At 42.1% G+C, this 26,158-nt stretch carries 18 protein-coding genes, 16 tRNA genes and 3 rRNA genes; 28 read left to right on the top strand and 9 right to left on the bottom strand.

What is annotated here, in order from left to right; genetic code table 11:
* Positions 1 to 52 precede the first annotated feature (52 nt).
* From ACKVEV_RS13540 to ACKVEV_RS13435, 22 genes are all read left to right on the top strand, one after another.
* A complete protein-coding gene (locus ACKVEV_RS13540; RefSeq protein WP_409366910.1) occupies positions 53 to 937 on the top strand; it encodes a nucleotidyltransferase-like protein in 885 nt (294 codons plus the stop codon).
* Positions 938 to 1,286: 349 nt separating this feature from the next.
* A 16S ribosomal RNA gene (locus ACKVEV_RS13535) occupies positions 1,287 to 2,838 on the top strand.
* A gap of 306 nt (positions 2,839 to 3,144) precedes the next feature.
* Positions 3,145 to 6,072, top strand: a 23S ribosomal RNA gene (locus ACKVEV_RS13530).
* 116 nt (positions 6,073 to 6,188) lie between these two features.
* Positions 6,189 to 6,304, top strand: a 5S ribosomal RNA gene (gene rrf, locus ACKVEV_RS13525).
* Together the 16S, 23S and 5S rRNA genes with 16 tRNA genes alongside form the textbook arrangement of a ribosomal RNA operon.
* Positions 6,305 to 6,322: 18 nt before the next feature.
* Positions 6,323 to 6,399, top strand: a tRNA-Asn gene (locus ACKVEV_RS13520).
* A gap of 5 nt (positions 6,400 to 6,404) precedes the next feature.
* Positions 6,405 to 6,496 (top strand) — tRNA-Ser (locus ACKVEV_RS13515).
* Positions 6,497 to 6,522: 26 nt separating this feature from the next.
* Positions 6,523 to 6,597: transfer RNA gene (locus ACKVEV_RS13510), tRNA-Glu, on the top strand.
* Positions 6,598 to 6,617: 20 nt separating this feature from the next.
* A tRNA-Val gene (locus tag ACKVEV_RS13505) sits at positions 6,618 to 6,693 on the top strand.
* A 25-nt stretch (positions 6,694 to 6,718) separates the two neighbouring features.
* Positions 6,719 to 6,793: transfer RNA gene (locus ACKVEV_RS13500), tRNA-Met, on the top strand.
* A 4-nt stretch (positions 6,794 to 6,797) separates the two neighbouring features.
* A tRNA-Asp gene (locus ACKVEV_RS13495) sits at positions 6,798 to 6,873 on the top strand.
* Positions 6,874 to 6,890: 17 nt separating this feature from the next.
* Positions 6,891 to 6,963: transfer RNA gene (locus ACKVEV_RS13490), tRNA-Phe, on the top strand.
* An 11-nt stretch (positions 6,964 to 6,974) separates the two neighbouring features.
* Positions 6,975 to 7,050: transfer RNA gene (locus tag ACKVEV_RS13485), tRNA-Thr, on the top strand.
* A gap of 9 nt (positions 7,051 to 7,059) precedes the next feature.
* Positions 7,060 to 7,143, top strand: a tRNA-Tyr gene (locus ACKVEV_RS13480).
* A 15-nt stretch (positions 7,144 to 7,158) separates the two neighbouring features.
* Positions 7,159 to 7,232, top strand: a tRNA-Trp gene (locus tag ACKVEV_RS13475).
* Positions 7,233 to 7,244: 12 nt separating this feature from the next.
* Positions 7,245 to 7,320, top strand: a tRNA-His gene (locus tag ACKVEV_RS13470).
* 37 nt (positions 7,321 to 7,357) lie between these two features.
* Positions 7,358 to 7,433 (top strand) — tRNA-His (locus ACKVEV_RS13465).
* Between the two features lie 4 nt (positions 7,434 to 7,437).
* Positions 7,438 to 7,512: transfer RNA gene (locus ACKVEV_RS13460), tRNA-Gln, on the top strand.
* Between the two features lie 5 nt (positions 7,513 to 7,517).
* Positions 7,518 to 7,592: transfer RNA gene (locus ACKVEV_RS13455), tRNA-Gly, on the top strand.
* Positions 7,593 to 7,599: 7 nt separating this feature from the next.
* A tRNA-Cys gene (locus ACKVEV_RS13450) sits at positions 7,600 to 7,673 on the top strand.
* Between the two features lie 50 nt (positions 7,674 to 7,723).
* Positions 7,724 to 7,804, top strand: a tRNA-Leu gene (locus ACKVEV_RS13445).
* A gap of 340 nt (positions 7,805 to 8,144) precedes the next feature.
* Positions 8,145 to 8,498, top strand: coding sequence for a VOC family protein (locus tag ACKVEV_RS13440; protein WP_409366909.1), 354 nt, complete (start codon positions 8,145 to 8,147; stop codon positions 8,496 to 8,498).
* A 180-nt stretch (positions 8,499 to 8,678) separates the two neighbouring features.
* On the top strand, positions 8,679 to 9,767 hold the full coding sequence (locus ACKVEV_RS13435) for an S-layer homology domain-containing protein (RefSeq protein ID WP_409366908.1): 1,089 nt from the start codon (positions 8,679 to 8,681) through the stop codon (positions 9,765 to 9,767).
* A 110-nt stretch (positions 9,768 to 9,877) separates the two neighbouring features.
* Here ACKVEV_RS13435 and ACKVEV_RS13430 read toward each other — a convergent pair whose 3' ends face one another.
* A complete protein-coding gene (locus ACKVEV_RS13430) occupies positions 9,878 to 10,630 on the bottom strand; it encodes an arylamine N-acetyltransferase family protein (RefSeq protein WP_409366907.1) in 753 nt (250 codons plus the stop codon).
* 196 nt (positions 10,631 to 10,826) lie between these two features.
* Here ACKVEV_RS13430 and nagB point away from each other — a divergent pair, with 196 nt between their 5' ends.
* Together nagB and ACKVEV_RS13420 are read left to right on the top strand one after the other, a co-directional pair.
* Positions 10,827 to 11,540, top strand: a complete 714-nt coding sequence (gene nagB / locus ACKVEV_RS13425; RefSeq protein WP_409370556.1) for a glucosamine-6-phosphate deaminase — start codon at positions 10,827 to 10,829, stop codon at positions 11,538 to 11,540.
* Between the two features lie 100 nt (positions 11,541 to 11,640).
* Entirely contained in the window at positions 11,641 to 12,543 is a 903-nt protein-coding gene (locus ACKVEV_RS13420) for an LD-carboxypeptidase (RefSeq protein ID WP_409366906.1), read from the top strand.
* Positions 12,544 to 12,704: 161 nt separating this feature from the next.
* Here ACKVEV_RS13420 and ACKVEV_RS13415 read toward each other — a convergent pair whose 3' ends face one another.
* From ACKVEV_RS13415 to ACKVEV_RS13405, 3 genes are all read right to left on the bottom strand, one after another.
* A complete protein-coding gene (locus ACKVEV_RS13415) occupies positions 12,705 to 14,279 on the bottom strand; it encodes a catalase (protein WP_409366905.1) in 1,575 nt (524 codons plus the stop codon).
* 274 nt (positions 14,280 to 14,553) lie between these two features.
* Positions 14,554 to 15,063, bottom strand: a complete 510-nt coding sequence (locus tag ACKVEV_RS13410) for a hypothetical protein (protein WP_409366904.1) — start codon at positions 15,061 to 15,063, stop codon at positions 14,554 to 14,556.
* A 13-nt stretch (positions 15,064 to 15,076) separates the two neighbouring features.
* Entirely contained in the window at positions 15,077 to 15,766 is a 690-nt protein-coding gene (locus ACKVEV_RS13405) for a B3/4 domain-containing protein (protein ID WP_409366903.1), read from the bottom strand.
* A 59-nt stretch (positions 15,767 to 15,825) separates the two neighbouring features.
* Here ACKVEV_RS13405 and queG point away from each other — a divergent pair, with 59 nt between their 5' ends.
* Together queG and trmL are read left to right on the top strand one after the other, a co-directional pair.
* On the top strand, positions 15,826 to 16,956 hold the full coding sequence (gene queG / locus ACKVEV_RS13400; RefSeq protein ID WP_409366902.1) for a tRNA epoxyqueuosine(34) reductase QueG: 1,131 nt from the start codon (positions 15,826 to 15,828) through the stop codon (positions 16,954 to 16,956).
* Positions 16,957 to 16,970: 14 nt separating this feature from the next.
* Complete coding sequence (trmL, locus tag ACKVEV_RS13395; protein ID WP_409366901.1) at positions 16,971 to 17,444, top strand: tRNA (uridine(34)/cytosine(34)/5-carboxymethylaminomethyluridine(34)-2'-O)-methyltransferase TrmL; 474 nt, start codon at positions 16,971 to 16,973, stop codon at positions 17,442 to 17,444.
* Positions 17,445 to 17,812: 368 nt separating this feature from the next.
* Here the strand turns inward: trmL and ACKVEV_RS13390 are convergent, their stop codons facing one another.
* Entirely contained in the window at positions 17,813 to 18,847 is a 1,035-nt protein-coding gene (locus ACKVEV_RS13390; RefSeq protein WP_409366900.1) for an LLM class flavin-dependent oxidoreductase, read from the bottom strand.
* A 12-nt stretch (positions 18,848 to 18,859) separates the two neighbouring features.
* Positions 18,860 to 19,705: a VOC family protein gene (locus tag ACKVEV_RS13385; RefSeq protein ID WP_409366899.1), complete on the bottom strand. Its 846-nt coding sequence runs from the start codon at positions 19,703 to 19,705 to the stop codon at positions 18,860 to 18,862.
* 431 nt (positions 19,706 to 20,136) lie between these two features.
* Between ACKVEV_RS13385 and ACKVEV_RS13380 the strand changes: the two genes are divergently transcribed.
* Both ACKVEV_RS13380 and ACKVEV_RS13375 read left to right on the top strand, forming a co-directional pair.
* Positions 20,137 to 20,307: a hypothetical protein gene (locus tag ACKVEV_RS13380; RefSeq protein WP_409366898.1), complete on the top strand. Its 171-nt coding sequence runs from the start codon at positions 20,137 to 20,139 to the stop codon at positions 20,305 to 20,307.
* A gap of 987 nt (positions 20,308 to 21,294) precedes the next feature.
* Positions 21,295 to 22,125, top strand: a complete 831-nt coding sequence (locus ACKVEV_RS13375) for an aldo/keto reductase (RefSeq protein WP_409366897.1) — start codon at positions 21,295 to 21,297, stop codon at positions 22,123 to 22,125.
* 49 nt (positions 22,126 to 22,174) lie between these two features.
* Here the strand turns inward: ACKVEV_RS13375 and ACKVEV_RS13370 are convergent, their stop codons facing one another.
* From ACKVEV_RS13370 to ACKVEV_RS13360, 3 genes are all read right to left on the bottom strand, one after another.
* Positions 22,175 to 24,349 (bottom strand): 5'-nucleotidase C-terminal domain-containing protein, encoded by a 2,175-nt coding sequence (locus tag ACKVEV_RS13370; RefSeq protein ID WP_409366896.1) that lies wholly within the window; start codon positions 24,347 to 24,349, stop codon positions 22,175 to 22,177.
* A gap of 257 nt (positions 24,350 to 24,606) precedes the next feature.
* Positions 24,607 to 25,446 carry an RluA family pseudouridine synthase gene (locus ACKVEV_RS13365; RefSeq protein WP_409366895.1) on the bottom strand — a complete coding sequence of 280 codons (840 nt, stop codon included), beginning with the start codon at positions 25,444 to 25,446 and terminating at the stop codon, positions 24,607 to 24,609.
* Between the two features lie 223 nt (positions 25,447 to 25,669).
* Positions 25,670 to 26,095 (bottom strand): disulfide oxidoreductase, encoded by a 426-nt coding sequence (locus ACKVEV_RS13360; protein ID WP_409366894.1) that lies wholly within the window; start codon positions 26,093 to 26,095, stop codon positions 25,670 to 25,672.
* Positions 26,096 to 26,158: the final 63 nt, after the last annotated feature.

The following is a 26,158-nucleotide window of genomic DNA, read 5'->3' as shown; positions in this document are numbered from 1 at the left end:
TGTCGAAATTTTAACGAAATAAAGTCATACAACAAATAGAGGAGGACTGAACATGGAGCAAGTTTTGCGTCCGATATACCAAGAACGTGCGAGTCAGTCTAATACATTAGGTGTCATTTTAATGGAGAAGCGTGAAGAGCAAAGTAATGTGACAGACACCTTTGATACCATATTACTCATTATTGTGAAGGAAGCGGATCAACCTGTGTTCTCGAAGCATTATTTATATGAAGGGAATAAGGTAGCCTTACATACTGTTACAGAAAAATTGTTACGGAAGTGGTTACTAATTGGCTCAAATAAAAAAGTAGTTGATTGGATTTTCTTCGGTAGAGTTTTGTTTGATCGCAATGAATTTCTGCATAAGTTAAAAATTGAACTACAAGAGTTCCCCTTTAACGGTCGGAAAATAAAAACGGGGATTCAATTTTCAAAGTTAATTCGACGTTATTTAGAAGGAAAAGAATATTTTGATAAGGGAAGCTATCTAGATGCCTACAATCATGTTGTGGATTCATTACATCATTTAGGACGTTTGTCCATTATTGATAGTGGACTGTATCCCGAAGTTACAGTATGGGCGCAAGTAAAAAAGATAGAGCCTGCTATTTATAAGTTATATGAAGAACTCGTAACGAGCAATGAGCCAATAGAAAAACGATTAGAACTTCTTTTTTTAGCAAGTGAGTTTTTAATCCATTCACGTACACATGACGGAGCCCAACATATATTAGAAGTAATGCAAACAAAAGAGTCATGGACGATTCAAGAACTACATGATCATCACGAGCTCGTGAACTATTCCGTAGACTTAGAAGTGTTTGTAGAGTATTTAGTGGATAAAGGTTATATTCTTATTGAACCTGTCGTTGCAAAAAGTGAAATGATATTTCACCGACATTATAAGGTGAATCTAGAGTCTCTAGAATTTGAATAAGCCATTTAGTATGGTAGAAATCGAGGTATAAAAAATACCTCGATATTTTTATAAAAAAAGTATTGACGATTAATATATTGATATTGTATTATATTAATTGTCGCTAAGACATAACGAAAAACACTTATAAAACGAGTTAAAAAAACTTTTAAAAAGTTGTTGACACGAGTTAGATGAGATGTTAAGATAAAGAAGTCGCTGAAAAACGACGAATGATATGAACCTTGAAAACTGAACAAGCAAAACGTAATCGATATAGTTTCTAAGTTAACTTAAGTTAACGGTTGAAACGAAAATTTTGGACATCAAAATTGATGCCAGCAAAACAATTTGAGCTAATCAAATTTCTTTTATGGAGAGTTTGATCCTGGCTCAGGACGAACGCTGGCGGCGTGCCTAATACATGCAAGTCGAGCGAACAGAGAAGGAGCTTGCTCCTTTGACGTTAGCGGCGGACGGGTGAGTAACACGTGGGCAACCTACCCTATAGTTTGGGATAACTCCGGGAAACCGGGGCTAATACCGAATAATCTGTTTTACTTCATGGTGAAACACTGAAAGACGGTTTCGGCTGTCGCTATAGGATGGGCCCGCGGCGCATTAGCTAGTTGGTGAGGTAACGGCTCACCAAGGCGACGATGCGTAGCCGACCTGAGAGGGTGATCGGCCACACTGGGACTGAGACACGGCCCAGACTCCTACGGGAGGCAGCAGTAGGGAATCTTCCACAATGGGCGAAAGCCTGATGGAGCAACGCCGCGTGAGTGAAGAAGGATTTCGGTTCGTAAAACTCTGTTGTAAGGGAAGAACAAGTACAGTAGTAACTGGCTGTACCTTGACGGTACCTTATTAGAAAGCCACGGCTAACTACGTGCCAGCAGCCGCGGTAATACGTAGGTGGCAAGCGTTGTCCGGAATTATTGGGCGTAAAGCGCGCGCAGGTGGTTTCTTAAGTCTGATGTGAAAGCCCACGGCTCAACCGTGGAGGGTCATTGGAAACTGGGAGACTTGAGTGCAGAAGAGGATAGTGGAATTCCAAGTGTAGCGGTGAAATGCGTAGAGATTTGGAGGAACACCAGTGGCGAAGGCGACTATCTGGTCTGTAACTGACACTGAGGCGCGAAAGCGTGGGGAGCAAACAGGATTAGATACCCTGGTAGTCCACGCCGTAAACGATGAGTGCTAAGTGTTAGGGGGTTTCCGCCCCTTAGTGCTGCAGCTAACGCATTAAGCACTCCGCCTGGGGAGTACGGTCGCAAGACTGAAACTCAAAGGAATTGACGGGGGCCCGCACAAGCGGTGGAGCATGTGGTTTAATTCGAAGCAACGCGAAGAACCTTACCAGGTCTTGACATCCCGTTGACCACTGTAGAGATATGGTTTTCCCTTCGGGGACAACGGTGACAGGTGGTGCATGGTTGTCGTCAGCTCGTGTCGTGAGATGTTGGGTTAAGTCCCGCAACGAGCGCAACCCTTGATCTTAGTTGCCATCATTTAGTTGGGCACTCTAAGGTGACTGCCGGTGACAAACCGGAGGAAGGTGGGGATGACGTCAAATCATCATGCCCCTTATGACCTGGGCTACACACGTGCTACAATGGACGATACAAACGGTTGCCAACTCGCGAGAGGGAGCTAATCCGATAAAGTCGTTCTCAGTTCGGATTGTAGGCTGCAACTCGCCTACATGAAGCCGGAATCGCTAGTAATCGCGGATCAGCATGCCGCGGTGAATACGTTCCCGGGCCTTGTACACACCGCCCGTCACACCACGAGAGTTTGTAACACCCGAAGTCGGTGAGGTAACCTTTTGGAGCCAGCCGCCGAAGGTGGGATAGATGATTGGGGTGAAGTCGTAACAAGGTAGCCGTATCGGAAGGTGCGGCTGGATCACCTCCTTTCTAAGGATATTTTCGGAATACAAACCTTGGGTTTGTAAGATTACGTTTTGCGTTCAGTTTTGAAGGTTCATCATTAAGATGAAACACTTCAAAACTTGTTCTTTGAAAACTGGATAAAACGACATTGAAATTGTAACAAACACATTTATTTTTAAATTAAGTTTTTTAGGCTTAATAACATTAATAAGGTTTCGAGATACGAGTAAGACAAGGAAGCGATTGAGTGAGAGAAGGAGCGTACCTCTGTACGTGACTGAACGAGCGAATGAAGCTGACGATGGATTACGATGTATATCGGAAGCTGTAGGTTAAGTTATTAAGGGCGCACGGCGAATGCCTTGGCACTAGGAGCCGAAGAAGGACGGCACTAACACCGATATGCTTCGGGGAGCTGTAAGTGAGCTTTGATCCGGAGATTTCCGAATGGGGGAACCCACTACGTTTAATCGCGTAGTATCTTGACGTGAATACATAGCGTCTTGAAGGCAGACCCAGGGAACTGAAACATCTAAGTACCTGGAGGAAGAGAAAGAAAAATCGATTCCCTGAGTAGCGGCGAGCGAAACGGGAAGAGCCCAAACCAAGAGGCTTGCCTCTTGGGGTTGTAGGACACTCTATACGGAGTTACAAAGGAATGAGTTAGATGAAGCGACTTGGAAAGGTCCGCCAGAGCAGGTAAAAGCCCTGTAGTCGAAAGTTTATTCCCTCCAGAGTGGATCCTGAGTACGGCGGAACACGTGAAATTCCGTCGGAATCCGGGAGGACCATCTCCCAAGGCTAAATACTACCTAGTGACCGATAGTGAACCAGTACCGTGAGGGAAAGGTGAAAAGCACCCCGGAAGGGGAGTGAAAGAGATCCTGAAACCGTGTGCCTACAAGTAGTTAGAGCCCGTTAATGGGTGATAGCGTGCCTTTTGTAGAATGAACCGGCGAGTTACGATTACGTGCGAGGTTAAGCTTTAGAAGGCGGAGCCGCAGCGAAAGCGAGTCTGAATAGGGCGAATTAGTACGTGGTCGTAGACCCGAAACCAGGTGATCTACCCATGTCCAGGGTGAAGGTGAGGTAACACTTACTGGAGGCCCGAACCCACGCACGTTGAAAAGTGCGGGGATGAGGTGTGGGTAGCGGAGAAATTCCAATCGAACTTGGAGATAGCTGGTTCTCTCCGAAATAGCTTTAGGGCTAGCCTCGTGATGAGAATACTGGAGGTAGAGCACTGTTTGGACTAGGGGGCCATCCCGGTTTACCGAATTCAGACAAACTCCGAATGCCAGATATTTATACACGGGAGTCAGACTGCGAGTGATAAGATCCGTAGTCAAAAGGGAAACAGCCCAGACCACCAGCTAAGGTCCCAAAGTAATCGTTAAGTGGAAAAGGATGTGGCGTTGCACAGACAACCAGGATGTTGGCTTAGAAGCAGCCATCATTTAAAGAGTGCGTAATAGCTCACTGGTCGAGTGACGCTGCGCCGAAAATGTATCGGGGCTAAACGATTCACCGAAGCTGTGGATTGACATCTATGATGTCAGTGGTAGGAGAGCGTTCTAAGTGCGTTGAAGTCAGACCGGAAGGACTGGTGGAGCGCTTAGAAGTGAGAATGCCGGTATGAGTAGCGAAAGACGGGTGAGAATCCCGTCCACCGTATGACTAAGGTTTCCTGAGGAAGGCTCGTCCGCTCAGGGTTAGTCGGGACCTAAGCCGAGGCCGATAGGCGTAGGCGATGGACAACAGGTTGATATTCCTGTACCACCTCCTCACCGTTTGAGAAATGGGGGGACGCAGTAGGATAGGGTAAGCGCGCCGTTGGTTGTGCGCGTCCAAGCAGTAAGGCGTGTGTGTAGGCAAATCCGCACACTGTAACGTTGAGCTGTGATGGCGAGTCCGTATGGACGAAGTTCCTGATTTCACACTGCCAAGAAAAGCCTCTATCGAGGTGAGAGGTGCCCGTACCGCAAACCGACACAGGTAGTCGAGGAGAGAATCCTAAGGTGTGCGAGAGAACTCTCGTTAAGGAACTCGGCAAAATGACCCCGTAACTTCGGGAGAAGGGGTGCTCTTGAGCGTGCAAGCGCATGAGAGCCGCAGTGAATAGGCCCAGGCGACTGTTTAGCAAAAACACAGGTCTCTGCAAAACCGTAAGGTGACGTATAGGGGCTGACGCCTGCCCGGTGCTGGAAGGTTAAGAGGAGTGGTTAGCGCAAGCGAAGCTGCGAATTGAAGCCCCAGTAAACGGCGGCCGTAACTATAACGGTCCTAAGGTAGCGAAATTCCTTGTCGGGTAAGTTCCGACCCGCACGAAAGGCGTAACGATCTGGGCACTGTCTCAACGAGAGACTCGGTGAAATTATAGTACCTGTGAAGATGCAGGTTACCCGCGACAGGACGGAAAGACCCCGTGGAGCTTTACTGTAGCCTGATATTGAATTTTGGTACAACTTGTACAGGATAGGTAGGAGCCAGAGATCTCGGAGCGCCAGCTTCGAAGGAGGCGTCGGTGGGATACTACCCTGGTTGTATTGAAATTCTAACCCATGCCCCTTAGCGGGGCAGGAGACAGTGTCAGGCGGACAGTTTGACTGGGGCGGTCGCCTCCTAAAAGGTAACGGAGGCGCCCAAAGGTTCCCTCAGAATGGTTGGAAATCATTCGTAGAGTGTAAAGGCACAAGGGAGCTTGACTGCGAGACCTACAAGTCGAGCAGGGTCGAAAGACGGGCTTAGTGATCCGGTGGTTCCGCATGGAAGGGCCATCGCTCAACGGATAAAAGCTACCCCGGGGATAACAGGCTTATCTCCCCCAAGAGTCCACATCGACGGGGAGGTTTGGCACCTCGATGTCGGCTCATCGCATCCTGGGGCTGTAGTCGGTCCCAAGGGTTGGGCTGTTCGCCCATTAAAGCGGTACGCGAGCTGGGTTCAGAACGTCGTGAGACAGTTCGGTCCCTATCCGTCGTGGGCGTAGGAAATTTGAGAGGAGCTGTCCTTAGTACGAGAGGACCGGGATGGACACACCGCTGGTGTACCAGTTGTCTTGCCAAAGGCATCGCTGGGTAGCTATGTGTGGACGGGATAAGTGCTGAAAGCATCTAAGCATGAAGCCCCCCTCAAGATGAGATTTCCCATTACGCAAGTAAGTAAGATCCCTCAAAGACGATGAGGTAGATAGGTTCGAGGTGGAAGTGTGGTGACACATGGAGCTGACGAATACTAATCGATCGAGGACTTAACCAAAAATGTTTGAAACATTCAATGAACCGTTTATCCAGTTTTGAAAGAATAAAAAAGTATTTCTTAAATACTTGTAATTATAATAATATATGTTATAATAAATAATGTCTTTCAAATAGTCTAGTGATGATGGCAAAGAGGTCACACCCGTTCCCATACCGAACACGGAAGTTAAGCTCTTTAGCGCCGATGGTAGTTGGGGGCTTCCCCCTGTGAGAGTAGGACGTCGCTAGGCTATACATACTAAAATTATTCCGAAGTAGCTCAGTTGGTAGTAGCACCTGACTGTTAATCAGGTTGTCGCAGGTTCGAGTCCTGCCTTCGGAGCCATTCTTGGAGAGTTGTCCGAGTGGCCGAAGGAGCACGATTGGAAATCGTGTAGGCGGTTAACACTGTCTCAAGGGTTCAAATCCCTTACTCTCCGCCAGCACTTTAGGATCCCAATCATAAAGTGGCCCCTTGGTCAAGCGGTTAAGACACCGCCCTTTCACGGCGGTAACACGGGTTCGAATCCCGTAGGGGTCACCATTTATAACGAATACCCAGATGGAGGATTAGCTCAGCTGGGAGAGCATCTGCCTTACAAGCAGAGGGTCGGCGGTTCGAGCCCGTCATCCTCCACCATTTTTAAAAATTAAATTAGTATTGTCGCGGGGTGGAGCAGTGGTAGCTCGTCGGGCTCATAACCCGAAGGTCACAGGTTCAAATCCTGTCTCCGCAACCAAAATGGTCCCGTGGTGTAGCGGTTAACATGCCTGCCTGTCACGCAGGAGATCGCCGGTTCGATCCCGGTCGGGACCGCCATTTTAAATAATAAATATGGGTCAGTAGCTCAGTTGGTAGAGCATTAGATTGAAGCTCTAAGTGTCGGCGGTTCGATTCCGTCCTGACCCATCTTGTTTTTTGCCGGTTTAGCTCAGCAGGTAGAGCAACTGACTTGTAATCAGTAGGTCGTGGGTTCGATTCCTATAGCCGGCACCATGTTTTCCCGGAGGGGTAGCGAAGTGGCTAAACGCGGCGGACTGTAAATCCGCTCCTTAGGGTTCGGCGGTTCGAATCCGTCCCCCTCCACCAGTTTTTTTATTTAATAGGGGCATAGTTCAACGGTAGAATAGAGGTCTCCAAAACCTTTGGTGTGGGTTCGATTCCTACTGCCCCTGCCAATTAATTTTATGGCGGTTGTGGCGAAGTGGTTAACGCACCGGATTGTGGTTCCGGCATTCGTGGGTTCGATTCCCATCAGTCGCCCCATTTAATATAAAATTAAAATTAAAACTATAAAGCAGTGGCGATTGTGGCGAAGTGGTTAACGCACCGGATTGTGGTTCCGGCATTCGTGGGTTCGATTCCCATCAGTCGCCCCATTGTTGGGGTATAGCCAAGCGGTAAGGCAACGGATTTTGATTCCGTCATGCCTAGGTTCGAATCCTAGTACCCCAGCCATTTATGCGGAAGTAGTTCAGTGGTAGAACACCACCTTGCCAAGGTGGGGGTCGCGAGTTCGAACCTCGTCTTCCGCTCCAATAATATGGCGGCATAGCCAAGTGGTAAGGCACAGGTCTGCAACACCTTTATCACCGGTTCAAATCCGGTTGCCGCCTCCATATTTTTTCTTAATCGGATACTCCGATTTTTTTTATCTCTAAAGTATTATGCCGGTGTGGCGGAATTGGCAGACGCGCACGACTCAAAATCGTGTTCCTTTGGAGTGTCGGTTCGACCCCGACCACCGGTATCCAAAGTATATAAAAAAGATCTCAACACAGTTGTTGAGGTCTTTTTTCGTTTTTAAATAATAGCAAATATTAAGTGCAATAAAATAAACTAGAAATAATAAAGTTTGTATATTCAGAATTATTTATATGTTATACTATTTTTGATGTTAGGGCTGGAGGTAATACTTATGAAAAATAAACTATTATCCTTGTTACTACTCCTAGCAGCTATTTTTTATTACTGGACGCCTTTACAAATATATTTAGCGATTATGCAATGTTGAAAAAGATAGTTGCTGTCGTGGCTTATTTGTATAGCAGGAACTTTAATTTATTCTTCAAAAATAGGAGGGCAATAAATTGGGTAGAGTAATAGGATTTGAACTAAATAGTCAAGAGCCTGAAAAAGCAGCGGATTTTTATTCTAAAGTTTTTGCTTGGGAAATTGCTGAGCCTCGTTGGGATTACTGGGCTGTGACGACAGGTGCTAGCGAGCAAAATGGAATCAACGGTGGGATTGGTAAAGGTCCAAGTGATTATCCACATGGAATACGCGTGCAAATCGAAGTAGATTCGATGGATGAGTCTATAGCAAAAGCGATGGACAATGGAGCTAATATAGTCAGAGACAAAATGGAATTTGATGATTTTTATCTTGCCTATTTAGTGGATCCTACTGGGCTAGGTTTTGCTTTAATTCAAAATAAAAAATAATACTATGAACACCCCTGCAAAGCTTTGCAGGGGGTTTTTTTATTTAACAAATGCTAGTGTAAACGTTTTTTCAATAGGGTATGGAATGATGAGAAAACTATTAAAAAAGTACTTTTAGTTAATATTTGTTTTGCTAGATGAATAGGATAACAAAGACGAGAAAAATATAGGGGGAATGGTATGAAGACAATAAGTAGAATCTTGATTGTAGTTTTAATGTTTGGGTTATTACAAATCCAGTCTGCATATGCGGCTAGCTTTAAAGATGTGTCAGCTGACAATACGTTAAGTACGGAAATAGATTATTTAGTAGAGAAAGGGATTATTAAAGGGTATCCTAATGGCACGTTTAAACCGAATGATTATGTAACAAGGGCACAGGTAGCTGTTATGTTAACGCGTGCGTTAGGATTGAAAACAACGAACGTCAAAAATCCGAAGTATCAAGATGTTCCGACATCCCATATTTACTATAAAGAAATTGCTGCTACACAAAATGTGGGAATATTTGATGCAGCAAAGAAATTTAATCCGAATGGGACGTTGTCGAGAGCTGATATGGCCATTGTTTTGCAACGTGCCTTTAAATTAACAGGAACAAGCCCTTATTATTTTACAGATGTTACGGAAAAGACACCTGGTTATAAAGAAATAGTAGCAGTAGCGAACAATAATATTTCAAGAGGATATCAAGATGGTTCATTTAAGCCGAAAATGCCGTTAACGCGTGCGCATTTTTCAGCATTTGTTGCTCGTGCAATGACCTTATCAAAGCCTAATTTACTAAAGGACCCTGCCTATCAATACAGCTATGCATATTATTCACCAGAAGATGGCCGAAGATATACATTAAACTATCAATACAGCCACAATGATAATAAAAATGATGTTTGGTCAATTACTAATACGACGAATAATAAGCAGTTTCAGGATGAATTATTATATTATGATGGCTTTGTCTATGCGCAAGCAATTGCTCAAGACTACAGCTCACATTACGATTTTTATATAGGGTTACCTCTTAGAATTGGTGTCATTGTTCACGAAGACGATGAAGGTCCTGTAAATGGTAATCGGATCACTGTTCAAACGACGAATGGAACGGTGCGAGCAGGCGGTGTTAATTATAAAAATGTAGCCATCTTAGAAGAAAGATTTAAATATATTGATGACGTGAAAACTTATTATTTTGTAGATGGCATTGGCTTAGTTAAGGAACTTCACGATGGGGAAGTTGTATACGAGCTACTAAAGCGAACAGCCAATTAGCAAGCCGCTTGAATACAAAGAGAAAGTGTTAGATCGACTAAAGTCAATCTAACACTTTTTATAATGCCTTATTGTAGTAAGTTATAGCTCTCAGCTTGCACGGGCTGCTATCATTCACTCATTTTAAGATTTATATGAAAATACCGTTGAAGTGCTTGCAGCCATTCCTTCTCAGTATGTGTTGTATAAGTTGTTACTGAGTGCCCTTCATATATTCGGAATTCATGATTGAACATCGTATGTCGACCGGAAGGCGTCCGAATCATGGCAATTTTGTTTTTTTGCTGAGAAAGCCTTGGGGCAAAGTTGGCATCGTTCGCTTCATCAGTAAAGTTATAAAGCAGGCGCCATTGATGGGGTTTTTGCTCATATAGCATCCAACCGTATTTGTCATCCCATTCGACTTTGTAAAGCTCATTTCCTTCACGATGTTCGTGCCCAGCAATTAACGGCACTGGTTTACATGGCGCAAGCGCACCTACTCCAACGTCCGAAATATATGATCTACCGTTATAGTGAACGAGGAGGAGCTGGTGCATAGGGACATCTTCAATAGGCGTATGTGCATCGATATTGCGCCAAAATTGAGCATAGCGGTTTGTTACAGAAAAACCGAGCTCACGAAGTAGCCAGCTATATAAAATATTAAGTTCAAAGCAATTGCCTCCGCGTTGTTGAACAATCATTTTTTGAAAAAGATCAGGAATAGCGAAGGAAATGTTACGTTTCAAGGCGACGTCTAAATTTTCATAAGGTATAGCGTGGAGATGTTTCGTTTGTAACTGACCAAGTAACTGAATAGAAGGTTCAATAGATCCTTGAAATTGAAGATAGTTTAAATATTGTTGTATTTGTGAATTCATAAAATCGCCTCACTTCCTTACTAAATAACATAACCGAAATGATAATAGAATACACGAAAAAATTTGAAAAAGAAAATAATAGAAATGAAGCTAAATAACTTGTAAAATTAATATATTCACTACTAGATAGTAATGAATTTCCCATTTTTAGTGAAAAATAACGATTCTAAAGGTAGGTATATGAATGACGAACGGAATAAAGTGGATAGAAGTAAATTCGTACGATGAAATGAGTAGCGTAGCGGCACATATTTTTACTGAGCAACTACAAGCTAAACCAGCTAGCATTTTAGGGCTAGCAACAGGTGGATCACCAGTTGGCATGTATAAAGAGTTAGTGAAACATTATCAAGCTGGTAACGTGTCTTTTAAAGATGTTATCACATTTAATCTAGATGAGTATGTAGGGATAGAACAAACTAGCCCAGCCAGCTATTGGACGTTTATGCATGAAAATTTATTTAATCATGTGGATATTAACGAAGAAAATATACATTTACCAAATGGCAAGGTACAAGATTTAGACGCTGAATGTGTGGCCTATGATGCACGTATCGCAGAAGCTGGTGGTATCGACTTGCAGTTGCTTGGTATCGGGGTAAATGGACATATCGGCTTCAATGAGCCAGGTACGTCATTTGATTCGCTTACAAACATTGTAGAACTGACACCATCAACACGAACTGAAAATGCAATTTATTTTGATCATCCGGATGAAGTACCTACACATGCCATTACAATGGGTATTCAATCAATCATGAATGCAAAGGCAATTGTGTTAATTGCTTTTGGTGAAAAGAAGTTAGAAGCTATAGAAAAATTAAAAAGCGGGGAAGTAACGGAAGCATTCCCAGCGAGCAGATTATTACATCATCCAAATGTAACGATTATTTATGGTGGTACAAAATAAAATGTGAAGGTGTAGACTTTATTTTATAGTCTACGCTTTTTATTTGTCCTGATAAATGATGCTTCTATGCTAGAATGAGAGGTAGGATAGGAGGGGGAACATGATAAGTACAGTAGCACATTTAGAAAAAGGCGATACAGTGGGCCTTGTTTGTTTGTCTAGTCTTGTGGAACCGGAGAAATTAGGAAAGGCTTTAGCTTTTCTAGATGAGTTAGGCCTCCGCTATAAAATAGGGGATACGATCACAGCAAAGCACGACTACTTAGCAGGTAGTGATGATGTAAGACTTGCGGATTTTCATGCAATGGTTAAAGACCCCGAGGTGAAGGCGATTTTTTGTGTCAAAGGTGGCTACGGTTCTGCCCGTATTGCTGGCAAAATTGATTATGAGTTACTCGCGGAAAATCCAAAAATTTTCTGGGGCTTCTCTGACCTTACATATTTGCATTGTGCCATCAATGAATACGCAAATATCGCGACCTTCCATGGACCATTGTTAATGGCTGCAGATAAAATGGATGATTTATCGAAAAAGATGTTTTTACAGTTGTTTTCTCCAATTGAAATACAGTATACAGAAGCGATTTCTCCATTAACAACAATTGCTTCAGGGGTTGCGCGTGGACCCATAATAGGTGGTAATTTACAACGTTTAGTTAGCACGTTAGGCACTAAATTTGAAGTTCGTACTGAAGGTAGAATTTTATTGATTGAAGATATTGCAGAAACAATACCACGAATTGATGCTATGTTGCAGCAATTAAAGCAAGCAAGAAAGCTAGAACAATTAGCAGGTGTAGTGATTGGTTCCTTTACGCAAACCGAAGCAAATGACGAGGCGTTGCTAACGTTAATGAAAGAGTATTTTAGTAATTTAGGAATACCTGTCGTAGCAGGCTTTAAAATCGGCCATGAAGCAACAAATATAGCAATCCCATTAGGAGTCGATGCAATTTTAGACGCGCAGGAAAAAGTGCTACGTCTTTTACCGGGTGTACATTAAATTGTTTGGAAATTGTGTGAGAATTGTGTGAGTGCCTGGCACTTGCTAAAAAATCCACTTTACATTCCGCGGCATAGTGTAAGCCGCAGAAGTGAAAGTGGATTTTTTCTTAGTATTAAAAGTTTGAAAATTCAAAATTGTTTGGGTGCCTGGCACCGAGATTAGTAAGGTTCTGCATCGTGGCCTTTGTCAACGGCATCTTTAGGGGCTTGAGCGCCATCAATATTACCGAGAGGCTTTGCAGAAGATGCATTTGTTTGTGCGACTTGTAAGCCTTCATTTAGTAAGCGACCGTATTCTTCATCTGCCTCCGAAGCTAATGCAATCATCGCCTCCTGTATGGCTATATTACAAGTCGATAAATCCCGAATTAAGTTTTCTAATAGTTCATCGCGTTCCCATTGCTCAAAATTGCGATAGGTTTCACCAGCTTGCTTCGTATTACTTTGACGATCAATCGATTCGCGCACTAAATTTCCTTCTATATAGGGTGTGTATTCTTTCGCTGTTTGAGCAGCTTCTTTTAAACCATTTAACATAGACGGCTCATAGTTAACATGTGGATTTTGTCCAGGTGCTAGATCGCGTTTATACATCATTTGTCCACCGCTTTGGTTAGTCGCTACTCGCTTTTTCGGCGCATTGATAGGTAGTTGTAAATAGTTGGCGCCAACTCGATGACGCTGTGTATCGGAATAGGAGAACGTACGACCTTGAAGCATTTTATCGTCTGAGAAATCTAAGCCATCCACGAGGACACCCGTTCCGAAAGTAGCTTGTTCAACTTCAGCAAAATAGTCTTCGGGGTTTTTATTTAATACCATTTTTCCGACTGGATACCAGGGGAACTTGTCATTTGGCCATAGTTTTGTATCATCCAGTGGATCAAAATCAAGTTCAGGATGAGGACCATCCTCCATAATTTGTACATTTAACTCCCATTCAGGATAATCTTCACGTTTAATGGCATCATATAAATCTTGTGTGGCATGGTTAAAGTTCTTTTGTTGAATTTCTTCAGCTTCTTTTTGTGTTAAGTTTTTAATGCCTTGCAATGGCTCCCAGTGGTATTTGACAAGAACAGCTTTACCCTCGCTATTCACCCATTTATACGTATTCACACCCGAACCTTGCATCATCCGGTAATTGGCTGGGATGCCCCAAGGTGAATACACAAAGGTTACCATATGGAAGGTTTCTGGAGAACTTGCACAGAAATCAAAGAAGCGTTCAACATCTTGAATATTTGTAATAGGATCTGGCTTAAAAGCATGAATCATATCTGGAAATTTCATGGCATCACGGATAAAGAAGATTTTTAGATTGTTGCCAACTAAATCCCAGTTTCCGTCTTCTGTATAAAACTTGACAGCAAAGCCGCGCGGATCACGTAATGTTTCCGGTGAATGTCCACCATGAATAACCGTAGAGAAGCGGACGAAAACAGGTGTTTGTTTGCCTTTATCCTGAAATACTTTTGCTCTTGTATAGTTAGAAATAGGCTCATCGCCAACAACTCCATATGTTTCGAAGTAGCCATGTGCACCAGCCCCACGCGCATGTACAACACGTTCAGGAACTCTTTCTCGGTCAAAGTGGCTTATTTTTTCAAGGAAATCATAATTTTCAAGCGTTGCAGGCCCTCGATTGCCGACTGTTCGTAAATTTTGATTGTTGGTCACCGGATGACCTTGGCGATTGGTTAATGTATCATCTTTTTCATGAGAATGGTTCATTACTATTGCTCCTTCCAATTGTACTAAACAAAGTTTGTCCAAGTGATTGGCAAAATAGACATAAAAAACTCTCCTACACACATGGTGTAAGAGAGTCTTCAGATGGCTTTTTCAAATATCATATGATTGTGTTTTGTTATGCCTTTGCCAATGGTTGGTTATAGGTCATCGGTCATAAAGTAACAGGTCACATGTTATTGGTTTAAAGTAAGTCTACCTAAGTAGTTTTGAAAAACAGCCATCCGACTCGGTTTGGAGTCTCACCGCCCCGAGCTTAGAAATAGCGAGAATCGTCAAATTGTATTTCTACGCTATAGTTTTTGGCATTAATCAAATTAGAAAGTTTATGTGCATCTTTTTCGAGTTGAAGTGAACGTTCACGATACGCATCTGGCTCGAACATGGCAATTTCATATAACATTGTGCCTTCACCATAGCCCATACGTACAGTTTCTTTTTCATGTGTGCCCAAGTGTTTACAAAGTTCGGCTTCAGCGCGAAGTTGTGAAGCTAGTTCAATGGCCTCTACAAGTGCAAGCTGCTCGCCTTTAAAGTCAACTTTGTTCTGAATATTCGCCTCATAGACAAGGCGATCTAATGTTCTAATATCAAGACGTACTTGCGCTAGCTCACTTTCAATAACAGTCATAGCGCGATTACTCGTTTTAGGTGCTTGTCCTTTTTCAACCGTTACAAAGGCACTGCGATGTAGCTCATTAATAAGTTCCTGAACCTTTTTTGCTAAAATGCTTTTCAGTTTAACTGCTTCTGCAAGATTAATCATGAAAACACGTCCTTTATAAAGTAATTGATGGCGTAGCATTTGTTAACAAAGCTATCTGATAGTCTCCACCATGAATTTGATTGAACATTTTACCGGCTGAGGCAAGAAGCTTGTGGGCATCTTCAGTTGAAAGGGAAGGGCGGAGATAGAAAATATGTAGCGCTTCTGTTGTCTCCTCAGAAACAGCCGTACGTTTTGAATCGACATATGGAGAACCAAATGGCCCCTCCGCATCACGACTAAACATAATATGATTTAGCGTATTGAAACGCCCATTTAAGCCTTCATAGCTTGTTTCCTCATTGCCAAGTGCAATTTCTACATTACCTTGAAGATGAGCTATATCATAGATACCAACTGGAATTTCGTATTGAAGAGAGAAAAAATTATTTAAATCGACACCAGAATGGAAAGGTGTTAAATAATTTTGCTTACTCACTCGACGCATTAAGCTTTCAGCAGCGTGACGATAACGATTCGGATCTGCGCCAAGTTGTTTCCAAAGTTGTCGCCATTCTGCAATACCTTTACGTTCGCTTACAGGTTGGTCCTGCATTTCTAAATAAAGATTTTCTTGATATAATTGCATGCGACCTTTAATCATTTGGGGCGATTCTGCTACGACAATTTTGGTATAATGAATAATGCCGATTTTCAGCTCTGGAAGTTGCGTTAACAACGATGGATTCAGTGATACTTCCATATAAAATCACCTACTTTATTTATTTTAATTATTATATCATGTAAGGAGTTGGAAATAAAATGAACATACATGACCTGCAACGAGAATTTGTGGCGTATGCAATGTCCATTGGCGTTGATAAAATAGGTTTCACAACGGCAGCTCCATTTACAGAATTAAAGAATAGACTGCGTCGCCAGCAGGAGCTTGGTTTCCAATCAGGTTTTGAAGAGAGCGATATTGAAAAACGAACGGAACCGCTTCAATTGCTAGAAGATGCAGAAAGTATTGTGGCGATAGCTGTCGCGTACCCTTCTCGAATTAAAGATGCACCTGTAGGCAAAAAGGGAGCACGACGTGGCATATTTTGCAGAGCTTCTTGGGGCGTCGATTATCATACAGCATTACGTCAGCGCTTAGCATTACTAGCCGCCTGGCTGGAGGAACGAGTGCCCAATGTGCGCATTGAGTCGATGGTAGATACAGGTGCGCTTGTTGATAGGGCGGTAGCTGAGCGTGCGGGTATTGGTTGGAGCGGGAAAAACTGCTCGATTATTACACCGGAGTTTGGTTCGTATGTCTATTTAGGAGAGCTCGTTACGAATATCCCTTTTGCACCAGATAAACCAATAGAAGATGAATGTGGTGATTGTCGCTTATGTTTGGATGTTTGTCCAACAGGTGCACTAATCGAAGGTGGGCAGCTAAATGCTCAGCGATGTATCGCCTTTTTAACACAAACGAAAGGTTATCTTCCAGACGAATTCCGCTCACATATTGGCAATCGTTTATATGGCTGTGATACTTGCCAAACCGTTTGTCCAAAAAATAAAGGCAAGATTAATTGGATACATGAGGAGTTTAAGCCTGATCCAGAGCTTGCCAAGCCATTACTAACACCTCTTTTAACGATTTCCAATCGAGAGTTTAAAGAAAAGTTTGGACATGTTTCCGGCTCCTGGCGAGGTAAAAAGCCGATACAACGTAATGCCATTTTAGCGTTAGCACACTTTAAAGAGGAAGCGGCCGTACCTGATTTAGTTGGACTTTTGACAAAAGATGAACGACCAGTGATTCGCGGAACGGCAGCATGGGCATTAGGCAAGATTGGTGGGGAGCAAGCGGAAAAAGCTTTACTCACTGCACAGGAGAAAGAACAAGATGCGGAAGTCCTCGTGGAAATAAATAAAGGATTACAATTTTTTAGCTAAGGAAGTGTTTCGTTATGCCATTGCATATCGTTTTATATCAACCAGAAATTCCAGCAAATACAGGAAACATTGCACGTACTTGTGCTGGTACCAATACCTCACTACATTTAATTCGTCCACTTGGCTTTTCAACAGACGATAAAATGCTGAAACGTGCAGGCTTAGATTATTGGCATAGTGTCAACGTCGTCTATCACGATTCACTTGAGGACTTTTTAGAAGCATCTAAAAATGGTGATGTCTATTTAATTGAAACGTACAGTGAAGAACCGTTTACTACGCATGATTTTAGTAATAAGGATCGGGACATTTACTTTATGTTTGGCAAAGAAACGACCGGTTTACCAAAGGATTTTGCTTATGAGCGCAAAGACATGTGCCTCCGAATTCCGCAAAGTGAACATGTGCGTTCTTTGAATTTATCGAATACAGCTGCGATTGTTATTTATGAGGCTCTACGCCAACAGGGCTACCCTGGTTTACATTAGAAAAGAGAAAAGTGTTAGATTGATTCGATCAATCTAACACTTTTTTGCTGTACGGCGAGTGATTTTTGCAGTTTTACCGGCGATATCCACAGTGCTATCAGCGATTCGGTGACTTCTATCAGCGATAGCCATAGTGGAGTGCCTGGCACTTAGTTTAGATAGCTAGCGTAGTATCGGCTTTCTAAAGCGTAAAAATCCACTGCGCTTTCCGCGGGCACGACGTAAGCCACAACCGTCGCAGTCGCGCCGCCTGTTGCGTCTAAAGTTCCGTGCGTTCTGAGCAGGAGTCTTCGTGGATTTTTACTTGGTAAATCATTAATACATGGCTAGCATGGGCAATATATTGGCACCCGCCAACAAAGATTAAGTTATTCTTTTAGCTCTTTATTGACTGCTGGCATAATCTGCGTGCCTAGTAGTTCAATAGATTTAGCCACTTGTTTAAATGGTACGGCACCAATATCAAGCTGTGCCATAAAACGTGAATGACCGAATAGTTCATGCTGCATTAAAATCTTTTCAATTATTTCATTCGGGCTACCGACAAATAGTGCATTATGTCCAGCCGTCATATTGTCAAAGCCTTCTTTAGATAAGTGATAGCGCATACCGCGTTGTGCATTCACATAGTGCCAATAATTTGAATAATGCGGATAAAACTCTTCCTTAGCCTGTGCTAAACTGTCGGCAAAGTAAGCATGCCCAGATACAGTAATTTTCGCTGTATTGTCATCATGACCTGCCTCTTGCAATGCTTCACGATACACATCAACTAAATGTTTAAAACGATTCGGATCTCCGCCTAAAATGGCTAAGTTAAGGCCAACGCCGTATCGTCCCGCACGAATAGCACTTTCCGGTGTACCACCCACGCCAATATGGATGGGGATTTCACGATTAGCGCGCGGTGCGATGTCAGCATTTTGAAGTGATGTGCGATATTGTCCGCTCCACGTTACACGCGCTTCTTTGTTTAGTTTTAATAGTAAGGCTAAGTTTTCCTCAAATAATGCGTCGTAATTATCAACATCATAGCCGAATAGCGGGAAAGATTCGATAAAGGCACCTCGTCCAGCGACGATTTCAGCGCGACCATTTGATAGTAAGTCCAGTGTTGCAAAATCTTCATACAGTCGTACTGGATCGACAGTGCTAAGAACAGTTGTCGTACTCATTAAATGAATGTTTTTTGTCCGCTGTGATAATGCTGATAATACGACAGGTACAGCTGAAACGGCATAATCTAAACGGTGATGCTCTCCAACACCAAACACTTGAAGACCAGCTTCATCAGCTAGTTGTCCATATTGCATTACTTCATCGAGTCGTTCCTTAGCGGTAGGCGTATAGCCATCCACAGGATTTTGCCCGATATCTGCTAACGTATATATACCAAACTCCATAAGATAACCTCCTTAATATTTCAGTAAAATAACATTACCAGCAGGATCTTCAGTTTGGAAGCCGTCATCAATAGTAAGAACAGGCGCCCCTAGTTGGCGTAAATTTTCTTTTAATGTATGTGCTTGCACTTCATTATCTAAGCGAAGTGTATATGTTTTTAAACCAATTTGATTTTCTCCAAGCTTTGGTGCGCCTTCTGAATACCAAGTATTTAAGCCGATATGATGATGATAACGGCCCGTGGAAATAAATAATGCTTGCTTACCATAGCGAGTGACAATGTCAAAGCCTAAGCCTTTTGTATAAAATTCCTCTGCGGCAGCTAAGCTTGAAACGGATAAATGAATATGACCCATGACCGTATTTGCAGGTAGTCCGTCCCATACACCATTCGCTTCATCTAATATTGAAGAAATATTAAGCGGCTCAGTTACCATATACACTTGGTCTGCGTGCCAAGTCCAGTCACTTGCAGGGCGGTCTACATAAATTTCAATACCATTTTCATCTGGATCATGCAAGTAAAGTGCTTCGCTTACATCGTGGTCTGATGCACCAAAGTACACGCCTGATTGTCGGAAATGAGTAATGATATTAGCTAAATCACGACGCGTTGGTAACAGTAATGCAAAGTGATAAAGACCACTTGTAGTGCGTGTTTTTTGTTCGACTGTTTGCAGTTGAACAATAGTGAGCAACGCAGTTTTTCCATCGGCGGTTAAAGTAGCTCGGTTCGATTGTTGTTGTAAAACTTTAAAGCCAATAATTTCTTGATAGTATGTTAATGAGCGTTGTAAATCACTTACTTTAATTTCAACATTTGTGACATATGTGTTCGGTTTTTCATGAAAATGCATAGTAGTAGTCCTCCAAATATAAGGTTATTAATAATTATCAAGTTACTTAATGTAAGTAAGTATATTTTATAAAGTATTGGAAGTCAAGCAATTGTTTTTTTCGCAAAAAAAAAGAAGTAACCGTAAGTGGCTACTTCTAATGAATAAGAAAATCACTAAGCATTCGAAAATACTTAGTGATTTTCTTGAGGTATTATTTGTCCGCTTTGTAGTCGCCTTCGTACCCAGCAGTGAAAATAGCAGCCAAGAAAGCAACAGTTACACCAATAATTAATAGTAACTTCATGGAAGAACCCTCCTCATGTTTATAAGCAAATCTCTTTTTAGTATAGCCTATCTACTTTGAAAATGAAACGACATTGCTAAATAAAATATGTCAGAAATGGTTCAGAACATAAGTTTTCGGGAAAACTATAAAAGAGGTGATAATAATGGAAAAAAAGGTCCCGAATATAGAAAACGGTACAATGGTGAGTAATTTTAAAGAGTTGCAAGATCTCGGCAAACAAATGGAGCATTTACGAGATGGTTTGGAACTCGCCGAGGATGATCGCATTGCTGACCCGATTCAAATAGACGATGAGCCGGAAGACAAGCAATAGTTGAATTCTGCGAAGCGGTGGAGTAATTCCGCGAAGCAAGGTAAGAATTCCACGGAGCAAGTCGAGAATTCCGCGGAGCAAGGTGAGAATTCCGCGAAGCAGAGCTGAGATTCCGCGAAGCAAGGTAAGAATTCCGCGGAACAAAGCGAGAATTCCGCGAAGCAGAGTGAGAATTCCGCGGAGCAGAGTGAGAATTCCGCGAAGCAAGGCGAGAATTCCGCGGAGCAAGGTGGATTCCGCGAAGCAGAGTGAGGATTCCGCGGAGCAAGGCGGAGATTCCGCGAAGCAACGGAGTAATTCCGCGAAGCAAGGCGAGAATTCCGCGGAGCAGAGGTAGAATTCCGCGGAGCAACGGAGTAATTCCGCGGAGCAAGGTGAGGATTCCGCGAAACAACGGAGTAATTCCGCGGAGCAGAGCAAGAATTCCGCGGAGCAAGGTAAGAATTCCGCGAAGCAAGGTGAGAATTCCGCGAAGCAGAACAAGAATTCCGCGAAACAGCGTAGTAATTCCGCGAAGCAAAGCGAGAATTCCGCGGAGCAAGGTGAGGATTCCGCGAAGCAGAGCAAGAATTCCGCGGAGCAGGGTGAGGATTCCGCGAAGCAACGGAGTAATTCCGCGGAACAAGGCAAGAATTCCGCGGAGCAGCGCAAGAATTCCGCGGAACAAGGCAAGAATTCCGCGAAGCAAGGTGAGAATTCCGCGAAGCAGAGTAAGAATTCCGCGGAGCAGCGCAAGGATTCCGCGGAGCATGGCGAGAATTCCGCGAAGCAGAGGAGGAATTCCGCGAAGCAGAGTAAGAATTCCGCGGAGCAGAGCAAGAATTCCGCGAAGCAGAGAAAGGATTCTGCGAAGCAAGGTGAGAATTCCGCGAAACAGCGTAGTAATTCCGCGGAGCATAGCAAAATCCCTGTAACAGATACGAATTGCATTATTTTCAATCCAATGTTTTGTATAATAAAACTAGGAAAAGAAAGGGGCTGATGTTTTTGAATTTACAATCAACAAAAACGTTAACAAATGGTATTGAAATGCCTCGCTTTGGTCTAGGCGTATACAAAATGACAGAACGTGATGAAACGTTGCAAGCGATTGATAAAGCTTTGAAAGTTGGGTATCGCGCGATTGATACTGCTTCGTTATACGGTAATGAGGTAGAAGTGGGGGAGGCAATTCGCCATTCCGGCATTAAACGCGAGGATATTTTTGTCACGACAAAGGTTTGGAATACTGACCAAGGCTATGATGCAACGCTACGTGCTTTTGAAGTGTCATTAAAAAAATTAAATATGGATTATTTAGATTTATATTTAACGCATTGGGCTGTACCTGAAACATTTGAGGAAACATACAGAGCAATTGAACGATTGTATGATGAAAAGTTAATCCGAGCAACAGGTGTGTCGAATCATCATGAGCATCACCTAGAAAAGCTGTTAGCTAAAGCCAATATTGCGCCAATGGTCAATCAGGTCGAATTGCACCCATACTTACAACAAGATGCATTAAAGGCGTTTTGTGCAGAGCATGGAATAGCTGTTACAGCATGGTCACCGTTAGGTCGTGGAGGTGTGCTTGATAATCCGACCATTCTTGAAATTGCTCAAGAATTAGGGAAGTCTGCGGCACAAATCGTCCTGCGTTGGCATTTGCAAAAGGACACATTGATTATTCCAAAATCAGTGACGCCGAGTCGTATTGAGGAGAATGCGCAAATTTTTGATTTTGAATTAACGCAAGCTCAGATGGATAACATCGCAACGTTAAATCGGAATCATCGTTTTGGACAAGATCCAGATAATTTTAAGTTTAATTTTTAAACATAAAAATCCCGCTATCAAACTAGTTGAAGCGGGATTTTGTGTTTTATTATTTAGATTCTTTTACATAAGGAATGTAGTTAGAAAGCATTTTTGCCATATGTGCACGTGTAGCATTGTTATTAGGCATGAATTTGCCATTTGAACCGCTAGCAATCTTTAAATCTTGCATAAGTGCGATAGCGTCTTGTGTTTCTTTATTGTATTTAGAAATATCGCTGAAATCAGCAGTTAAGCCAGTTTTTGCATCATGTTGTAAGTTATAAGCACGTGCAAACATTAAAGCAAGTTGAGAACGAGTTACTTTTGCAGTAGGATTGAATTTGCCATTTTGACCTTGTACAATGCCTGCTTCTGCAAGTGCTGTAATCTCTTTTTGAGTTGCAGCTTCTAAACTAGTAATATCTGAGAATGTTGCTTCACCTTTTGCTTCAAGTTTTAATACGCGCGCAATAAATGATGCAGCTTGTGCACGAGTTAAGTTAGCATTTGGTGAATATGTTGTTGCTGAAGTGCCTTGTGTTAAATCACGGTAGTAAAGATCACGAACGTAACCTTCTGTTTCAGAACCTTTTGCGATATCTGTAAATGGAATAGTAGCGATAATGCGACCTTCCACTTTAGCGTCTACTGTTTTAAGCGTGTTTAAATGATCGATAAACATTTCAAAGTCAACTGTACCAGGCTCACTTACACGGCCATCTGCGTAAGCTTTTGCAAGTGTATCATAGCCGTCTCCACCTTTAGCAGTGAATGTGTTTGTTGCACCTTTATAGTATGCAGCTTTATCTAGCTCTTTACCGTTTAATTTAATAGATTTAACGCGTTTACCAGCTGGCGCTTTACCATCAAATTCTACTTGTAGACCAGAGAAATGAAGGAAGCCACCTGATTCTTTCGGGAATTCTTTTACACTATGTTCAGCAATTTCATAGAGTTCAGCACCTGTTAATTTAACGATACCAAGTGCATTACCGAAAGGCATGACTGTCATTACTTCACCAACAGTGATATCGCCAGCGTCAATGCTCGCACGAATACCGCCACCGTTTTGGAAAGCAAATTGTACTTCTGGGTCGATTTTTTTAGCGCCAGCAAGCATACCGTCTGTAATAACGTTACCTAGATTCGTTTCACCAGCACGAACACCCCAAAGTCCACGTTTACCATCAAGTACTGACACAGCAGTATTGCCTGTAGATTGTTGTTTAACTGCGGCAATTTTTTCGCTATATGGTGCTAATAATTTTGCTGCTTCAGCGTCAGCTGCTACAGGATTTTCTTTATTATTTAACGCATGTAATTGGCCGAAATATTCTACAACAGCGCCGTTATCGTCAAATGTTAAATCAAGCTGACCTAAGTTTTCGCTATATTGACCTGTTTGTACGATAATCGTAGGGTTTTTGAATGAAGTTTCAGCTTTCACAGCTTTATCTAATTTTGTATGTGTATGACCACCAACAATAACGTCAATACCTTCTACTGCTGCTGCAAGTAATTGGTCGTTATCGAAATCTTTCGAGTCATCAAAGCCGATGTGTGTAAGCGCAACGATTTTATTTACGCCTTGTTTTTCAAACTCAGCAACTGCTTTTTTCGCAGAGTCAATATAATTTGTGAATTCTACGCTAGCAACACTAGAAATAGACGGTGTTTCTTCTGTTGTTAATCCGAAAATACCAACTTTTTCGCCGTCGATTTCTTTAATAATACCGTTATAAATTTTGCCGTTTTGGAAATCTTCTGCTACAGTTTTGAATTGTAAGCCATCAAATAAAGAATCTTTTGAGAAGTCAAGGTTAGCTCCTAATAATGGGAATTCTGCACCTTTAACAAATTTTGCAAGTGCAGCATGACCTTCTGGGCTTGACCCTAAATCGAACTCATGGTTACCAAATGTCATTGCATCGTAGCCCATTAAGTTCATTAACTTCATATCAACTTCTCCAGTGAATTGATTGAAGTATAGCGTACCAGAGAATACGTCACCCGCATCTAATAGCAATGAGTTTGCGTTAGCAGCACGTAATTCTTTAATTTTTGTTGCGCGTTGTGGTGCTGCCTCTACGTGTGCATGTGTGTCATTTGAATGTAAGATTGTTAAATTAAATCCTTCTTTTGTAGCTGTTGGTGCTGTTTCAGCTGCATGTGCAGCAAAACCAGGTGTTGCTAGTAAACTTGCAACTAGAGTTGTTGCTGCAATACTTTTAACCCATTTCATATTAATAAATTCCTCCCTCATTTATATGTCAGATGACTGACAATTTACTCTATTCTAACATGAAAGAAATCTATCGTCATTACCAATATTGGAAAAACAATATTAAAATTATTGTAAAATATAGGTGAAGATATATTAATTCTAAAAATCATACTTAAACCTACTAATAAATGGGTTTTATGCTAGATTAGCATTGCGCTTTTCACATAAAAAAAGTAGCACAAACCAAGTGCTTGGTTTGTGCTACTAAAGTATTGCTATTGTTCATCCTTCACTAAAATAAGTTTATTTAAAAATGGATGTTCAAATTCCAATTGAATGGCATGTAGTTCATAGTCACCACTAGCCGTTTCGCGTGCTCCGTACATCGTATCACCGATAATCGGATGACCGAGATGTGCCATATGGACACGAATTTGATGTGTACGGCCAGTTTCTAAAACAAGGTGGACAACGCAGGAATGTTTATAGCGTGCTACAACTTCATAATGTGTGACAGCATGTTGACCGCTATTTGATACGACGCGTCGTGTCGGGTGATGGCGGTCTTTGCCAATCGATTCTGCAATCGTACCAGAAGTTGAGCGAAGATTTCCTTGTACTTCTGCTGCATACGTACGAATAATAGTTTTTTCTTCAATCATACGATCGAAAATAGATTTCGCCAGTGGATGTTTGGCAACTAATAGTAAACCTTTCGTTCCTTTATCAAGACGGTGTACATGCTCGGCATAGTCACGTCCTTGCTCTTTCATATGAGCCATGACATGATTCATACAAGTATGTGTATCGCGTTCATCATTAGGATGCGTGGACATCCCTTTTGGTTTTGACACAATTAAACAGTGGTCATCTTCATAGACAATATCTATTGCACAAACAGGTGTCGGCTTATAACTTGAGGCAGGGATAGGGAATGTGAAGTTTAGTATTGTACCTGCAGCAAGTGGCTCTTTCCAAAGTAGTGGCTCACCATCAACTGAAGTGACTGCCTTCTCCATACGCAATTCGTGGACTAGTTTTTTACCTAGTCGCCAATGATTTCGCAAAAGCTCCTCAATCGTTATATTATTGTCAGTTATTTCATATTGAAACATCTATTTTCCTCCGTGGAATGGGGTCTATTTAAAAACCCTTTCATTTTTTCTTTTGTGATACAAAAAAATTCGCTCCTTTTCCACAGGCGGGCGATTCATAAATACCAGGCTATAAACGTTGCATCATCTGGTTTGAATCGCTATCCCGCAGGCATATCGCGAATTTTTTTATCGGATAATATGCTAAAAATCGAACAAATCATACACTTGCAAGTGCATTGCATTATTTTGCAGTTTTTGTAGCTTTAATTAAGTAGAAGCTTGCGCCAGCAATTAAAATAAACGCAGTTAATGCTAAAAACGGGATGGTAATAAAACCAAGCCAGTTTATGTATTGGCCCGTACAAGATACCGCACCACATGAAGGAGCAGAAGCCGCTAAGAAGCTTAGCTTTTGAATACCATAATGATAAAGTGATACAGAGCCACCTATAATGGCGAAGACGGCTGTTGTTACAGCGATACGTGCATTTTTTTGAATAAAGGCAATTGTAGTCATGATTGCTATTGGATACATAAATATACGTTGAATCCAACACATTTTACATGGCTCGTAGTGACGAATTTCAGAAAAATATAAAGAGCCTAGTGTTGCAACGACAGAGACAATCCAAATAAACAATAAGCTATTTTCCTCTTTTTTTGACATATGAAAACTCCCTTTATTATAACGATGTACTTGTTACGATTATATGTGTTTTGAATTTAGAAG

The sequence above is a fragment of the Lysinibacillus sp. 38-6 genome, from assembly GCF_046245175.1.
Taxonomy (GTDB): Bacteria; Bacillota; Bacilli; order Bacillales_A; family Planococcaceae; genus Lysinibacillus.
This window is presented reverse-complemented; position numbering and strand designations above follow the sequence as displayed.

Bases quoted from the DNA above. Each gene is read 5' to 3' on its own strand.
- ACKVEV_RS13540 (WP_409366910.1), top strand. From the start codon at position 53: ATGGAGCAAGTTTTGCGTCCGATATACCAAGAACGTGCGAGTCAGTCT.
- ACKVEV_RS13435 (WP_409366908.1), top strand. From the start codon at position 8,679: ATGAAGACAATAAGTAGAATCTTGATTGTAGTTTTAATGTTTGGGTTA.
- ACKVEV_RS13430 (WP_409366907.1), bottom strand. From the start codon at position 10,630: ATGAATTCACAAATACAACAATATTTAAACTATCTTCAATTTCAAGGA.
- ACKVEV_RS13420 (WP_409366906.1), top strand. From the start codon at position 11,641: ATGATAAGTACAGTAGCACATTTAGAAAAAGGCGATACAGTGGGCCTT.
- ACKVEV_RS13415 (WP_409366905.1), bottom strand. From the start codon at position 14,279: ATGAACCATTCTCATGAAAAAGATGATACATTAACCAATCGCCAAGGT.
- ACKVEV_RS13410 (WP_409366904.1), bottom strand. From the start codon at position 15,063: ATGATTAATCTTGCAGAAGCAGTTAAACTGAAAAGCATTTTAGCAAAA.
- ACKVEV_RS13405 (WP_409366903.1), bottom strand. From the start codon at position 15,766: ATGGAAGTATCACTGAATCCATCGTTGTTAACGCAACTTCCAGAGCTG.
- queG (WP_409366902.1), top strand. From the start codon at position 15,826: ATGAACATACATGACCTGCAACGAGAATTTGTGGCGTATGCAATGTCC.
- trmL (WP_409366901.1), top strand. From the start codon at position 16,971: ATGCCATTGCATATCGTTTTATATCAACCAGAAATTCCAGCAAATACA.
- ACKVEV_RS13390 (WP_409366900.1), bottom strand. From the start codon at position 18,847: ATGGAGTTTGGTATATATACGTTAGCAGATATCGGGCAAAATCCTGTG.
- ACKVEV_RS13385 (WP_409366899.1), bottom strand. From the start codon at position 19,705: ATGCATTTTCATGAAAAACCGAACACATATGTCACAAATGTTGAAATT.
- ACKVEV_RS13380 (WP_409366898.1), top strand. From the start codon at position 20,137: ATGGAAAAAAAGGTCCCGAATATAGAAAACGGTACAATGGTGAGTAAT.
- ACKVEV_RS13370 (WP_409366896.1), bottom strand. From the start codon at position 24,349: ATGAAATGGGTTAAAAGTATTGCAGCAACAACTCTAGTTGCAAGTTTA.
- ACKVEV_RS13365 (WP_409366895.1), bottom strand. From the start codon at position 25,446: ATGTTTCAATATGAAATAACTGACAATAATATAACGATTGAGGAGCTT.
- ACKVEV_RS13360 (WP_409366894.1), bottom strand. From the start codon at position 26,095: ATGTCAAAAAAAGAGGAAAATAGCTTATTGTTTATTTGGATTGTCTCT.